The following is a 13,158-nucleotide window of genomic DNA, read 5'->3' on the forward strand; positions in this document are numbered from 1 at the left end:
CCGGGGGTCTTTTGGCGTCCATGGTTGACACCAACAGCGGCGGTCAGCCGATGAGCGGATCCTCCAGCAGCTCGGCGCCCTGGCGTGCTGCGGTGAGGGCTCGCTGTCTGAGGTTGCCGCCGAACAACTGGATCGTGAGGGCGGCCAGGATGTCGTCCCTGCCGATGGTCCGCCCGTGCCCCCTCCGGGTGGAGGCCGCGTCCCGGGCGAGGTCCGTCAGGAACACGCTCGCGATTCCGTCCAGGTCGCGGACCATCGCCGGGACGGCCGTCGCCCCCTGGCTCCGCAGCAGCTTCCTGACCCCGGCCTCGAACCTGTGGGCGCCGACCACAGCACTCGGTTTGCGCGACCTGCTGCGCCGACGAGAAGGCACGAGGACGCCCTCGGCGTCGTACAGGACACCGGTCAGGCCGTGAAACGTCGGGCTGTGGTCGTACCACGTGGTCCCCACCTCGAGCTCGACGTTCCGGTCGATCGCCGAGAGAAGGTCACGGGGAATCAGCTTCTTCCGGGCTTCCGCCGCCGCCGCTCTCCTCGCGCCGCCGATGATCTCCGTCAGCACCGTCCGTGTCACCGACGCGGCGGCCCACGCGGCCGGCCGGGAGACGTGCATCGAGGTCACGTCCCTGAAGACCGCTTTGACGAGAGGAGGCCTGAACGGCGGGACGTCCATGACCGGGGCGGTTCCGGCACCGCCGCGCCCAGGGCGTGTGGACTGTGTGGGCATCGGACGAAGCGCTCCCTGCTGTCGGAGTGATCGGAGGCCCACACTTCACCGCGCAGACCCGCTCGCTCCCCCCCATCCTCCGTCAGACGTCAGCAAGCCGTGTCCGTGCCGTGGCGGACGGCCAGGAGGGCCACGTCGTCGTCGTTGTCCGGTGGGCGGGCCCGGGCCAGCAGTTCGTCGGTGAAGGGGTCCAGGGGGCGACCGGCCAGGGCTGCGGCGTGCCGGCGCAGCCGGTCCAGGCCCTCGTCCAGGGTGTGGCCCGGGGACTCGATCAGACCGTCGGTGTAGAGGACCAGGGTCGAGCCGGGCAGCAGTTCCGCCGTGGCGTCGGGGCGGGGTTGCTCGGGGGTGACGCCCAGCAGGATCCCGTGGCCGTCGGTCAGATAGCGGGCCTCACCCCCGCTGGTGACCAGCAGGGGTGGCGGATGGCCCGCGTTGGTCCAGGACAGCTCGCACCGGCCGTCGGGACTCTCGCTCATGCGGGCGAAGATCAGCGTGGCCATGGAGACCTCCGCGATGTGCAGGGTCGCCTGGTCGAGCCATTCCACGATCTTGCTCGGCGGTTTCTGCTGGGACACGGCGTACGCCCGGAGCATGTTGCGCAGCTGGGCCATGCCGGCCGCGGCCTCCAGGTCGTGGCCGACGACGTCCCCCACGGCGAGCGCGGTGGTGCCGTCCGTCAGGGTGAACGCGTCGTACCAGTCGCCGCCGACGTGGGAGGCGTCCGGCGCGGGCAGGTAGCGGGCGCTCATGCTGCGGCCGGGCGAACGCGGCAGCTTCGGCAGCAGATGGCGCTGCATGGTCTCGGCGACCTGGCGCTGGCGCTGGTAGAGGCGGGCGTTCTCCAGAGCGAGGCCGGCCCGCCGGGCGATGTCCTCCAGCAGGGCGGTCTCCGCCGCGGTGAACCGCTCGGGCTGGTCGGCGCGGCCCAGCGTGAGGGCGCCCATTACCTCGTGCAGGCTGCGCAGCGGGACCACGGTGGCCGAGTGCATGCCGGTCACCTCGAACAGGCGCCGCTGTTCCACCGCGATCCCGGAGTCGGGCGGGCCCTGATAGGTCTCGGGGCCGGCCATGGAGGACGCGACGCCGCGCAGGGCGAGGGACAGGGGCATCGAGGACTCCTGCGGCACCGGCGGCATGGGCCCCTGGAGGTCCTCCCGGAACACCACGGTGCCGTTCTCGGCATGGGCGACCGCGAAGCGCCGGACGTCGTCCCGTTCGCCGATCAGGTCGATGACGCTCCAGTCGGCGATCCGGGGCACCACGAGGCTGATCAGGCGGCGCAGCGCCTCGTGGATGTCCAGGGTGGAGGTGAGCAGGGTGGTCGTCTCGGCGAGCAGCGCGAGCCGTTCCAGTTCGGAGAGGCGTCCGCCGGCCGGTGGCCGCTGGGCGGGGCGCGTGGGGCGCTCCAGGGAGTGGAAGAGGACGAGCGTGGCCGCCGGGCGGACGGGCGTGACCAGCCATCCCACCGGCACCAGCGTGCCGTCTCCGCGCTCGAACCACTCGTCCTCACCCTGCTCCGTGTGCCCGCCGAGCGCGCTCTGCCTGAGGCGGCACTGGACCAGCGGCACGGGCTCCCCGCAACCGGTGCGGTGCAGCAGATCGTGGGCGTCCCGGCCGACCAGATGATCGGCGGGCCGGGCCAGGAGCTGTTCGCCCCGCGGGTTGACGGCGACGATCACCCCCTGCTCGTCCGTCAGGTAAGCGCCCGTGCCGAGGCTGTCGAGCGCCCGCGCAACCGCTTCCTGTGAACCGTCCGGGCCCGTCATCGCCGCCTCCCGTCACCAGAGACTCCCGCCGGACCCCCGTCCCGGAGATTGCCTGGGCCGCCTCTGATCCGGGTTCCCGCTGGGACACTGCTTATCCGACGTAGTGGGGGAGGCGATCGCGGGATGCGGGTGCGGCGGGAGGTCAGGTGGGGGCTGTGGGGCTTGTGGGCCGGCTGTCTGGTGTTCTCCGTCTGGTGCCTGGTGGAGGCGGTCAGGCTGTTCGTCGAGGCCGAGTCGTGGTGACCGGGGCATGAACCGGGGCATGAAAAGACCCGACCGCTGGCGACGGGGGATGCACCAGCGATCGGGCTATGGCCAAGGGTAACAACATTGGGCGGTCCGCGGGGCCAAGTCGCGGGGAAATCAGGCGGGTTGGCCGATCATCGCCCACACGGAGGGTCGTAGGAGAGGCGCGGGAGGTACTCGTGCCACTTTTCCGGGGTGAGGACGCCGCGGGTCACCGAGCAGATGTGCCGGATCGCCGCCTCGTCGTCCAGGCTCCACAGCCGGACCGTGTCGGTGCCGCTGGACACGCCCAGGACCCGGCTGCCGGGGCTGAACGCCAGGAAGTTGCCCGTCTTGGCGTTGGGGGTCATCGACTGGCCGATCGGGGCGGCCGAGGCGGGGTCGGTGACGTTCCACAGCCGGACCGTGTTGTCGTTGCCGCCGCTCGCCAGCGTGCTGCCACTCTGGCTGAAAGTCAGCGAGGTGACGGCCTCGGTGTGCCCGGTGAGCGGGGCGCCGAGCGCGCTCGCGGCGGTCGGGTCGGTGACGTTCCACAGCCGGACCGTGTCGTCGTCGCTTCCGCTGGCCAGGGTGTGCCCGTCCGGGCTGAAGGCGAGCGAGTTGACGGGGCCGGAGTGTTCGGCGAGCGGCCGGCCGAGCGGCACCGGGCGGGCCGGGTCGGTGACCCGCCAGAGCCGGATGGTGCTGTCCGCGCTGCCGCTGGCCAGGGTGCGGCCGTCCGGGCTGAAGACCAGGGCGTTGACATAGCCCCGGTGCCCGGTGAGCGGGGCGCCGAGGGGTGCGGGGCGGGCCGGGTCGGAGACGTTCCACAGCCGTAGCGTGTGGTCGTCCCAGGCGGTGGCGAGGGTGCGGCCGTCCGGGCTGAACGCGAGCGCGTCCGGGCCCATGAAACGGGTCGCCAGGACCAGCGGCGGTCCGGCGACGACCGGGTGGGCCGGGTCGGTGACGTTCCAGAGGTAGATCCTGCGGGCGCCGGTGAGGACGGCGAGGGTGCGGCCGTCCGGCGAGAAGCGCAGGTCGCGCGAGCCGTCGTCGGCCCGCATGAAGGGCTTGCCGAGTGCCACGGGCCGGCCGGACCGCGTCACGTTCCACAGCCGGAGCCTGCCGTCCCGGGCGGCCGTGGCGAGGACCCGCCCGTCCGGCCGGAAGGCGGCACTGCGGCCGATCATGTCCGAGGCCGGGACCGACCACAGGCGCACCTTGCTGTCACCGCTGCCGGTGGCGAGGGTGCGGCCGTCCGGGCTGAAGCCCAGCGCGTACATCTCCCCGCTGCTGCCGGTGAGCGGCTCGCCGATCTGCGAGGGGGACGACGGGTCGCTGACGTTCCACAGGCTGGCCGTGGAGTCCGCGCTCGCCGCGGCCAGCCGTCCGCCGTCGGGGCTGAACGCCACCGACCAGATCGGGCCGGTGTGCCCGGTCAGCGGCTGGCCGAGCGGGGCCGGGTGCGCGGGGTCGGTGAGGTCCCACAGCCGGATGGTGTCGTCGGCGCTGCCGCTGGCCAGGGTGTGGCCGTCCGGGCTGAAGGCCACCGAGTGCACGATGTCCGTGTGGCCCCGGAGGGCGGTCGGCAGCGCCTTGGGGTGGCGCGGGTCGGCCGTGTTCCACAGCAGCACGGTGTCGTCATCGCTGCCCGCGGCGAGGAGCCGCCCGTCGGGGCTGAACGCCACCGAGCGCACGGCGGCGGTGTGCCCGTGCAGCGCCTGGAGCTGCCGCGCCCGGTGCGGGTCGGCCACGTCCCACAGCCGTACCGTGCTGTCCTCGCCGACCGAGGCCAGGGTGTGGCCGTCGGGGCTGAAGGCGACCAGGTAGATCGTGCCCTTGTGACCGGTGAGCGGCCGGCCGACGGGGGACGGGTGGGCGGGGTCGGTCACGTCCCACAGCCGGATGGTGCCGTCGTCGCCGGCGCTGGCCAGCGTGTGGCCGTCCGGGCTGAACACCGCGCTGCTCACCCAGCTGGTGTGGCCGGTGAGCGGGGCGCCGAGGGGCGTGGGGCGGCTCGGGTCGGTCACGTTCCACAGCCGGACGGTCCGGTCGTAGCTGGCGGTGGCCAGCGTGTGGCCGTCGGGGCTGAAGGAGGTCAGGTAGACCGCGCCGGTGTGCCCGGACAGCGGGGTGGCCAGCGGGGCGTTCACGATGGAGATCAGCCTGCTGTACGTGCCCTCGTCGTCGGGGCGCAGCCGGTGGGCGACCAGGTCCAGCTGGGCGGCGAGCGAGGGGTCCGTGCGCTGCGCCCGGTCGGCTTCGGCGAGCACCTGTTCGAACACGGCGTCGTCCCGCTGCTGCCAGGCGATCACAGCCGTACCGCCGGCGAGGATCGCCAGCACCACCAGCGCCGCCACCGCGGCCCGGCTGATCCACACCGTGCGCTTGCGCAGCCGTACCGAGGCGGCGAGGAACTCCACCGCGCTGCGGGTCAGATAGGTGTCCCCGGCCGACCGCGCCCAGCTGCGGGCCTGCTCCAGCCGGGAGCCCCGGTACAGCAGCGAGGAGTCCCGGCCCGAGTCCTCCCAGGCCCGGCCGTCCTCCTCCAGCCGCTGGCGCAGCAGATGGTCGTTGCGGTTGTCGTCGATCCAGTGGCGCAGCCGCGGCCAGGCGTGCAGCAGCGCCTCGTGGGTGATCTCCACGGTGTCCGCGTCCAGGGTCACCAGCCGGGCCCGGACCAGCGCCTCGAGGGACTCCTCCGTCTTGCCGGGGTCCGCCGACTCCTCGGCCAGCTGGCGCCGGGTGCCGCGGCGGCGGGTGGCCTGGGTGTCCTCGCCGAGCCGGACCAGGCGCAGCAGCAGCAGCCGGGCGGCGGACCGGGCGGCCGGGTCCAGGCCGGACCAGGCGCGCTCGGCGGTGGCGGCCACCGCGCCCTGGATGCCGCCCGCCGCGCGGTAGCCGGCCAGCGTCAGCTTTCCGCCCTTGCGGCGCTGCCAGGTGGCCAGCAGGGCGTGCGAGAGCAGCGGGAGCACACCGGCGTCGTGCGCCCCGCGCGGGCCGTCGGCGCTGACCTCGCGCACGATCAGCTCGGCGAGCCCCGGCTCCAGCTCCAGGCCCACCGCCTTGGCCGGGCCGGTCACCGCCTCGCGCAGCTCGCCGCTGGTCAGCGGGCCGAGCACCATGTGCCGGTGCTGGAGCGCGTCGGACAGCTCCGGATAGCCGAGGCACTGTTCGTAGAAGTCGGCGCGGATGCCGAGGACGACCAGGACGGGGGCGTCCGCCGAGGCGTCGGCGGGCGGGGTGCAGGCGGCGTGCAGAAGCTGGATGAAGGTACGGCGGTCCGCCTCGTCCGGGCAGAGGGTGAAGGCCTCCTCGAACTGGTCCACCACCACGACCGGCCGGCAGGCGGACGCGGTTTCCCGGTCCGCCCACGCGGTGACGGCCTCGCGTACGGCGGCGGCGATCTCCGGGGCGTCGCAGCCCGGCGCGGCCGGGTTCCGGGAGGCCTCCCGCTCCGCCTCGCGCGCCTTCGCGGCGACCGGGCCGAGGTCGGGGATACGGCGCACCAGCTCGGCGAGCGGGTCGGCGCCGGGGACCAGCTGGACGACCAGGCCGTGCGGGGCGGGGGGTGCTGTTGTGGTGGTGCCGCCCGGGGCGGCGCCGGGGGCTTCGGCGGCCGTTCCGCCGTCCGCGGAGGTCCCGGATGGTGCGGTGCCCGCCGGGAGCGGCGGATCGGTGCGGGCGGTGCCGGTGATGCCGTTCAGGGAGCCGTTCCGGACCACGGGGACCAGGCCGGCGTTCAGCAGGGAGGACTTGCCGGCGCCCGAGGCGCCGACCAGCATCACCAGCCCGCCGGTGCGCGCGGCGGCGCGGAGCTGCTCGACGAGCGCGTTGGTGCTGCGTTCGCGGCCGAAGAACCAGCGGGCGTCCTCCTGCCGGTACGGGGCCAGCCCGCGGTACGGGCACACGCCTCCGCTGAGGGGCGGCGCCTGGGCCGGGGGCGGCTGGTTCTGCTCCTCGGCCGATCCGGCGGGCACCGGACGGTCGCCGACCGGGTCGGCCAGGGCGCGTTCCCACAGCCGCTGCCAGTGGCCGATGTCGTACAGCCCGCTGGAGACCGGGGCGGGCCGGGCGCGCCGGGCCTCCGGGATCAGGATCTGGAGGACGGCCGCCAGGGCGGCGAACTGGGCCGGCACGTTCTTGGCACGGCGCCAGTCACTGATCCGCTGGGCCGACACCCGTACGGGCCGGCCGCGCTCGTCGACACGCTGGAGCCGTACGACCGACTCCGCGACGCTCTTGAGGGGAGGGTTTCCGGCCTCCTTGTACAGCAGCGCGAGGCGCTCGGCGAAAGCTGTGCGTGCCCCTGAGTCGGAACCCAAGGTCCCACCCCTTACTTCCCCCCGCATCTGGACGTCCGGACCGGAAAACTCACCTTATACGCCTGACCTGCGGATAAGGCCTGGACCGGACACCGGAATCTCCTCGGGGGCCGGAACAGATGGCAGGATCGCAACCCCGGTAGCGGGACGGTCACGGACCGTCCGAACAGGCCACCGGCTCAGTGCTCGAAAGAGGCAGCCCATGGCGCCGAATGTTCTCGGTCAACTTCTGTCGATGCCGAACGCGGGGAGCGACGACCGCTCCATGGGGTGAGCCCATGCGGGTCGCCCGGAGATGTTTCGCCCCCTTTGCTTCGACCCGTGCCGTTTCGCCGACCAGGTACGGGCCGACGCTCCTGCACCGTTCGGTACCGGTCCCCACGAGGGGAGGGACCGGTACCGGACGGGCGGGAGAAACCACGGGTCGGCTCCCCATCCTGGCCCCCGTCTCTGTCTCAGGGTTCGGCTACGGGCGAGGCTCCGGCCAGCCCGCCGCGCGTGCCGCGGTGCGGGCGTCGTGCTCGGCCCGCTCGGCGGCGGCGTTCAGCGACGGATCCCGGCCCGGCGCACTGCCGCCCGCCGCGGCCGCGGCCGCCAGGGAGGCGGCCAGCGCCGCCCGCAGGGCCGCCGCCCCGGATGCCCCGCCTGGACCGGATGCCCCGGATGCTCCGACCCAATCGGGTTCGTGTGCCGACGCGGCCAGTTGGGCGGCCAGGGCCGCGCCGGCGGCGGCGTTGCGGGCGCAGCGGGCGTCGGCCGCGGGGTCCGGCGCGGCCGACGCCAGCGCGGCGAGCGACCGTTCCGTCAGCCGCAGCGCGCTCGCGGCCCTGGCGGCCAGGTCCCTGGGCACGGTCTCGGCGGCCTCCCGGCCGACTCCGGCGTACCGGCACGCGGCGACGGCACGGGCGTAGGCGCTGTGCGCACGGGCCCGGTGGGCCGCGCACACGGCGGCCTCGCTCGCGGCCCCCGCGCTCTCTTCGGTTGTCTCTGCGCTCATCCTCGGCCTCCCTCTCGGTCCGTTCCGGGGCGGGCGTGGGCGCGGGCAGGGTGTCACGCCGGCCGTGAAGAGACCAGAAGGACGCCATGGCTATCTGACGGTATGTCAGCTACGGTCGCCCTCCGGCCGTCCCCCAGGGCCTGTGGGCCGGGGAGAGAAGGGGTGAGTGAGGGATGGAGAGCAGTCCTGCCTGCCCGCGACCGTCCGGCGAGCCGCGCTGGGTCGCGCTGTTCCACCGGCCCGCCCGGGGATCCGGCGATGGTTCCTGGAGCGTGGGCGCGCAGTCGCCGTACCGGGCGCCCGTGCTGTACGCCGTGGGGGACATGACCCGGACCCTGCGCGCGCGGGGGGAGCAGGTGACGGTCGCGCTGTGGGGGCCGCGCGAGGGCGCCTGGCACCGCTACGACGCCCAGGCCACCGCCGCCCACCGGTCCGGGCCGCCCGCCCCGGCATCCGCCCCGGCACCCGCCCGGTTCGCGGAGCGCATGGCGGGCCGTCGGCACCAGGTGCTCGTCGCCGGGCTGGCCAAGGCGGGCCTGTACGAGCTGGGGCCCGAGGACGAGGCGGCGGTCCGGGCGCTGGCCGACCGGCTCGACGAGCCCACGGTCCGCCGGGTGGCCCACTGGCTGTCGGCCGCGGGCGGGGAGCGGTAGCCGGAGGGCGGGAGGGACCGCGCGGGGCCGCTCGGTTCGGTGTGTCCTCCGCCGGGCAGTGACGTCCTGGAAGTCAGGCAGTCACCGCTGAGGGCTGGAGGATGCATGAAGGTCTCCGTCGACCGCTCGCTGTGCTACGGCTCCGCCGAGTGCGCGCACCGGGCGCCGGCCGTGTTCGCGTTCGAGGACGGGTACGGCGTCGTACGGCCCGGACGGGAGGAGTCGGGCGGCGCGCCGGAGGTGCGGGAGGCGGCCGAGCGGTGCCCCTCGCAGGCGATCGTGCTGACGGAGTGAGCCGAGGGTTCCTCGGGGGCATGGCGTCCGGGCATGGCGTCCGGGCATGGCGTCCGGGCATGGCGTCCGGGCATGGCGTCCGGTTCGGGGTGCCCGGTACAGCGCGAGACCCCCGGCCGAGCCCGGCCGGGGGTCTTTCCGTGTCGACTGGTGCGTACGCAAGTCGCCTGGGTCGAGACGTTGCGGTACTGCGGGTGAGCCGGGGGTCAGCAGGCCAGGGGCGCCGACCGCTGGTCGTCCGTCCGGTGTCCGGTCCCGGTCGCGGAGGTATGGGCGGGCTCCTGGGGGTCGTCCTGGGCGTTCTCCTGCGTGCCGGGCAGTCCCCGGCGCCGGCAGCGGGGGGTCTTGCCGTGGGCCTCGGCCCGGATCCGCTGCTTCATCGTGGGGGGCAGGGCCTTGCCGTGGGACCAGGCCCAGTGGCGTGGTGCCGGGATCGTCGGGACGGTCCTGGTCGCGGTGTTCGTCGCGGTGCTCGCTCCGGTGCCGGTGTTCTCGGTCCGGGGTGTGGCCGCCGCGGCCGTGGCGGTCGTGGCGGAGGCGAGTCCGAGCGCCGTGCACAGCGCGAGGAAGGTGGTGACGATGGCGGTCCACAGCTTCATGACCTTGTTCTGGGTCATGGCCCCTCACTTTCGGGTTGGGCGATTTGCGTACTTTCCTCATGATGTGTATGCGGATCGCGAAGTGGTGGACCGACGCCCGTGGCGCGGCGATGTTCAGATGAACACCACTCGGATGGCCCTAAGAGGCCCACAAAACCCCTGAAAGCTGGCGAGAGTGAGCGAAGGGGGAGCAAAAGTGACCGTCCGTGGGGGTGTGATCACCCTCCGATCGGAACGGTGCGGGGCGTGCCTACTGGGCTCCGGCGGGCGGGAGTTGGGGCCCGACGCAGGTCACCGATCGATATCGGTCGGTGTGTATAGTCGGGCGCCAGAGGTCCCCTACGTCAACGAAAGACGAGGTCGCGCGGTGAAGAAGCTGCTCCTGGTCGCACTGGCCGCCATCGGCGGTCTCCTCGTGTACCGCCAGATCCAGGCGGATCGCGCCGAGCAGGACCTGTGGACGGAGGCGACTGACTCCGTGCCCACGGGTTCGTGAGTACCGACACCAGAATCTGACCAGGACCCCGGCCGCCGTCGCGGCCGGGGTCCTGTGCTGTTCCCGGCTCCCGGCTCCCGGCTCCCGGCTCACGGTTCGCGTTGCGAGGTCGCGGGGGGTGGGGTACGGCGGTGATCGGGGGCGGCGTGCGGGGCAGCGTGTTGGCGGGGTGTTTCGGACGGACGTGTGCGTTGCCCGGATGGCGCAGTGACCCACGGGGCAGGATGGGCGGTGAGCGACAGGGGGTGGCGCGTGCGGGGGCGTACAGCGGGGTCGAGGCGGGGCGGCCGGCGGTCGACCACTCGCGCCGTTCCGGCCCTTCCGGCTGTTCTGGCTGTGCTGACCGTGCTGACCGGGCTGCTCGTCGGGGTGCCGGCCGGGCCCGCCGTCGCCGCGCCGTCCGGACCGGGGTCGTACGCCTTCGCCCCCGGCGCCCGGAGCGTGGAGGGCGGGGTCGGACGGGCGGACGCCGGGCACCTCGCCCCCGGCCGCACCTACCGCAGCCACCTCCCGGCGCACGGCACCCTCTCCTACCGCCTGGATCTCACCGCCGCCGACACGGCCTACGTCCCGGTCACCGCCGTACCCCCGGCGGACGCCACCGTCTCCGCCACCGACGGCATCCGGGTGTCCGTGCAGGACGCGCGCGGCACGCCGTGCTCCTACTCCGCCGCCCGCTTCGGCGCCGCGATCAGCCCGCGGCCGGTCACCGCACTGGGGCGGCGGGAGGCGGACAGGACGGTGTGCCAGGGCGCTGGGACGTACTACGTGGTGGTCGAACGCCTCGGCACCTTTGGCGGGGAGGGAGCGGCGGCGCGGCCCTGGGATCTGGAGATCGTGCCCGTCACGGAACCGCGCCTGGCCCACCCCGGACCCACCGGCGCGCCGCAGACATGGGACTCCGCCACACCCGAACCGCTCGGCGGCGCGCCCCGCGACCGCTCCGGCGGCGCCGGCTTCGCCTGGGCCCGCTCCCTCGGCCCGGGCGTCTGGCGTACCGCCCTGGCGCCCGGCGCGACCCAGTTCTACAGGGTGCCGCTGGACTGGGGGCGGCAGCTGTACGCCTCCGCCGAGCTGGCCGGCTCCCCCGGCCACGGCTATGTCGGCGGCGCCCTGACCCTCTCCCTGCACAACCCGGTGCGCGGTCTCGTCGACGACACCTCCCTCGGCTACACCGGCACCCCGAAGTCGGCCGCCCTCGCCCCGCTCCCGCCGGTGGCGTACGCCAACCGGTACGCCGTCCCCGCCGCGGTGACCTCCGTCCGCTTCGCCGGGGACTACTACCTGGTGCTGCACCTCAGCGAGCGGGTGGCGGCCACCTTCGGGCAGGGGCCGTTCGCCGTGACGCTGCGGGTCCGGCTGTCCGGGGCGGCGCAGGCCGGGCCGGAGTACGCCGGGCGGCCGGAGCCGGCCGGCGTCTTCACGGTCACGGCCCGGGACCGGGAGGCGGTGCTGACCGGGGCCGGCGGGGGCGGCACCCGGATGAAGCTGGTCGCGGCCACCGGGATCGGGCTCGGGACCGCGCTGCTGCTGGTGCTCGCGGTCTGGACGCTGGCCGCCCGGCGGGCTCAGACCCGGGTCAACGCCCAGAAGCCGACCGCGTAACAGGCCAGCGCCAGCAGCAGGATCGGGATCGCGGCCCTGGCCGGAGGCCCGGCCCGGCGGGTACGGCGCGCTCGCCGGCCGCGCACCGGAGCCACCGCCCGCACCGGCGCCGCCGTCGGCATCGGCATCGGCGGGGCGAAGGGAGGCGGGGTCCGCGGGTCCCGGGCGGTGTACGCGGCGGTGGGGGGAGTCGGGGAGGAGGGAGTCGCCGTGGGAGGACTCGCGGGGGGCCAGGCCGGGTGCTGCGCCGGATCGAACGCCTGGTGCCCGTAGGGGGATTGGGGGACGGACGGCGGGGTGTACGGCCCGAAGGAGGCGGCCCGCTCCTCCGGGGGCGGCGGCAGCCGGAAACTGCCGGTGTCGGAAGGGGTCGGCACGTCGGAGACCCGCTCGGAAACCGCAGACCCGGCCCCGCCGGTCCCCGTACTGTCACCCGGACTGCCGCCCGCGTCATCGGCACGGTCCCTGAACGAACGCACCCCACGGGCCGGTTTGAGCGGGCCGTCGGGTCCGAAACCGGGCGGCAGCGGGCCGAGTTGGTCGAAGACCTCGATCAGCTCGTCGTCCGGGCCGGGCTCCGGCAGGAGTTCCGCGGCGGCGGCGAGGGCCTTGCGCGCGCCGGTGGCGGTGCGGAACCGGGCCGCCGGGTCGGGCTGGAGCAGGCCGGCGACGACCTGCCAGAGCGGTTCGGGGACGCCCTTGGGCGGGCCGGGCGTGCCCTGCTCCACGAAGTACTCGACCAGCGCCTTGGCGTCCGGCTTGGCGCCCTCAAGCAGATACAGGGCGACCAGGCCCACGGCGAACAGGTCGGCCGGGTAGTCGGGGTCGGCGCCCAGCATCTGCTCGGGGGCGAGATAGCCCGGCGTTCCCACGACGAGGTTGGTCTCCGTCAGACGGGGTTCGCCGAGCCGCATGGCGATGCCGAAGTCGGACAGCCGCAGCCGCGGCCGGCCGGTGCCGGTGGCTTCGAGCAGCAGGTTGGCGGGCTTGATGTCACGGTGGACGACGCCCTCGGCGTGGACGGCGGCGAGGCCGGACAGCAGCTGGTCGAGCAGGGTGCACACATAGGCCGGGGGCAGCGGGCCGTAGTCGCCGACCAGGTGGACCAGCGAACCGCCGCCGACCAGGTCCATGGTGAACAGCACCTGGTCGTCGTCGGCGGCCCAGCTGGCCGGGGCGAGGACATGGGGGTGGTCGATCCGCAGCGCCTGCTCGCGGACGAAGCGCAGCAGGGAGTGGGCATCGCGCTGCTGGAGCACCTTGGCGGCCACATAACGGCGTCGGCGGTGGTCCCAGGCGCGCCATACGGCCCCCACACCGCCGCGTCCGATCGGGTCGGCCAGCTCGTACCGGCCGGCGAAGACCTCACCCATGACAGCCCGACGCTCCTCCCCCTCGGCTCACCCCGGTACCCCGTGCGGTTACCCCTTGCTTCCCCGGTGATGAGCGATACGAACGCCCCCGTGAC

General features: G+C 74.3%; 10 protein-coding genes. 4 read left to right on the forward strand and 6 right to left on the reverse strand.

Going from position 1 to position 13,158, the window contains the following annotated elements; all coding sequences use genetic code 11:
• Window positions 1-43: 43 nt before the first annotated feature.
• The 4 genes from ACFVIU_RS09090 to ACFVIU_RS09105 form a co-directional block, all read right to left on the reverse strand.
• Window positions 44-727 (reverse strand): hypothetical protein, encoded by a 684-nt coding sequence (locus ACFVIU_RS09090; protein ID WP_385841566.1) that lies wholly within the window; start codon window positions 725-727, stop codon window positions 44-46.
• A gap of 89 nt (window positions 728-816) precedes the next feature.
• A complete protein-coding gene (locus ACFVIU_RS09095; protein ID WP_385841567.1) occupies window positions 817-2,496 on the reverse strand; it encodes a SpoIIE family protein phosphatase in 1,680 nt (559 codons plus the stop codon).
• Between the two features lie 380 nt (window positions 2,497-2,876).
• Window positions 2,877-7,073, reverse strand: coding sequence for a hypothetical protein (locus ACFVIU_RS09100; RefSeq protein WP_385841568.1), 4,197 nt, complete (start codon window positions 7,071-7,073; stop codon window positions 2,877-2,879).
• Between the two features lie 439 nt (window positions 7,074-7,512).
• Window positions 7,513-8,043 (reverse strand): hypothetical protein, encoded by a 531-nt coding sequence (locus ACFVIU_RS09105; protein ID WP_385841569.1) that lies wholly within the window; start codon window positions 8,041-8,043, stop codon window positions 7,513-7,515.
• A 173-nt stretch (window positions 8,044-8,216) separates the two neighbouring features.
• On the opposite strand from ACFVIU_RS09105, the gene ACFVIU_RS09110 reads away from it, so the two are divergent.
• Window positions 8,217-8,696 carry a hypothetical protein gene (locus ACFVIU_RS09110; RefSeq protein WP_385841570.1) on the forward strand — a complete coding sequence of 160 codons (480 nt, stop codon included), beginning with the start codon at window positions 8,217-8,219 and terminating at the stop codon, window positions 8,694-8,696.
• Window positions 8,697-8,801: 105 nt separating this feature from the next.
• On the forward strand, window positions 8,802-8,990 hold the full coding sequence (locus ACFVIU_RS09115; protein WP_385841571.1) for a ferredoxin: 189 nt from the start codon (window positions 8,802-8,804) through the stop codon (window positions 8,988-8,990).
• A 206-nt stretch (window positions 8,991-9,196) separates the two neighbouring features.
• Here ACFVIU_RS09115 and ACFVIU_RS09120 read toward each other — a convergent pair whose 3' ends face one another.
• On the reverse strand, window positions 9,197-9,607 hold the full coding sequence (locus ACFVIU_RS09120) for a DUF6344 domain-containing protein (protein WP_385841572.1): 411 nt from the start codon (window positions 9,605-9,607) through the stop codon (window positions 9,197-9,199).
• A 349-nt stretch (window positions 9,608-9,956) separates the two neighbouring features.
• Between ACFVIU_RS09120 and ACFVIU_RS09125 the strand changes: the two genes are divergently transcribed.
• Together ACFVIU_RS09125 and ACFVIU_RS09130 are read left to right on the forward strand one after the other, a co-directional pair.
• Window positions 9,957-10,085, forward strand: a complete 129-nt coding sequence (locus tag ACFVIU_RS09125; RefSeq protein ID WP_003999697.1) for a DLW-39 family protein — start codon at window positions 9,957-9,959, stop codon at window positions 10,083-10,085.
• A 336-nt stretch (window positions 10,086-10,421) separates the two neighbouring features.
• Window positions 10,422-11,690 carry a hypothetical protein gene (locus ACFVIU_RS09130; protein WP_385841573.1) on the forward strand — a complete coding sequence of 423 codons (1,269 nt, stop codon included), beginning with the start codon at window positions 10,422-10,424 and terminating at the stop codon, window positions 11,688-11,690.
• Here ACFVIU_RS09130 and ACFVIU_RS09135 read toward each other — a convergent pair.
• Complete coding sequence (locus tag ACFVIU_RS09135; RefSeq protein WP_385841575.1) at window positions 11,654-13,063, reverse strand: protein kinase; 1,410 nt, start codon at window positions 13,061-13,063, stop codon at window positions 11,654-11,656. The genes ACFVIU_RS09130 and ACFVIU_RS09135 overlap by 37 nt on opposite strands.
• Between the last annotated feature and the right edge of the window lie 95 nt (window positions 13,064-13,158).

This window comes from Streptomyces sp. NPDC127190, assembly GCF_042672505.1.
Lineage (GTDB): Bacteria > Actinomycetota > Actinomycetes > Streptomycetales > Streptomycetaceae > Streptomyces.

Coding starts and splice junctions, on each gene's coding strand:
- ACFVIU_RS09090 (WP_385841566.1), bottom strand. CDS start 727: ATGCCCACACAGTCCACACGCCCTGGGCGCGGCGGTGCCGGAACCGCC.
- ACFVIU_RS09095 (WP_385841567.1), bottom strand. CDS start 2,496: ATGACGGGCCCGGACGGTTCACAGGAAGCGGTTGCGCGGGCGCTCGAC.
- ACFVIU_RS09100 (WP_385841568.1), bottom strand. CDS start 7,073: ATGCGGGGGGAAGTAAGGGGTGGGACCTTGGGTTCCGACTCAGGGGCA.
- ACFVIU_RS09105 (WP_385841569.1), bottom strand. CDS start 8,043: ATGAGCGCAGAGACAACCGAAGAGAGCGCGGGGGCCGCGAGCGAGGCC.
- ACFVIU_RS09110 (WP_385841570.1), top strand. CDS start 8,217: ATGGAGAGCAGTCCTGCCTGCCCGCGACCGTCCGGCGAGCCGCGCTGG.
- ACFVIU_RS09115 (WP_385841571.1), top strand. CDS start 8,802: ATGAAGGTCTCCGTCGACCGCTCGCTGTGCTACGGCTCCGCCGAGTGC.
- ACFVIU_RS09120 (WP_385841572.1), bottom strand. CDS start 9,607: ATGACCCAGAACAAGGTCATGAAGCTGTGGACCGCCATCGTCACCACC.
- ACFVIU_RS09135 (WP_385841575.1), bottom strand. CDS start 13,063: ATGGGTGAGGTCTTCGCCGGCCGGTACGAGCTGGCCGACCCGATCGGA.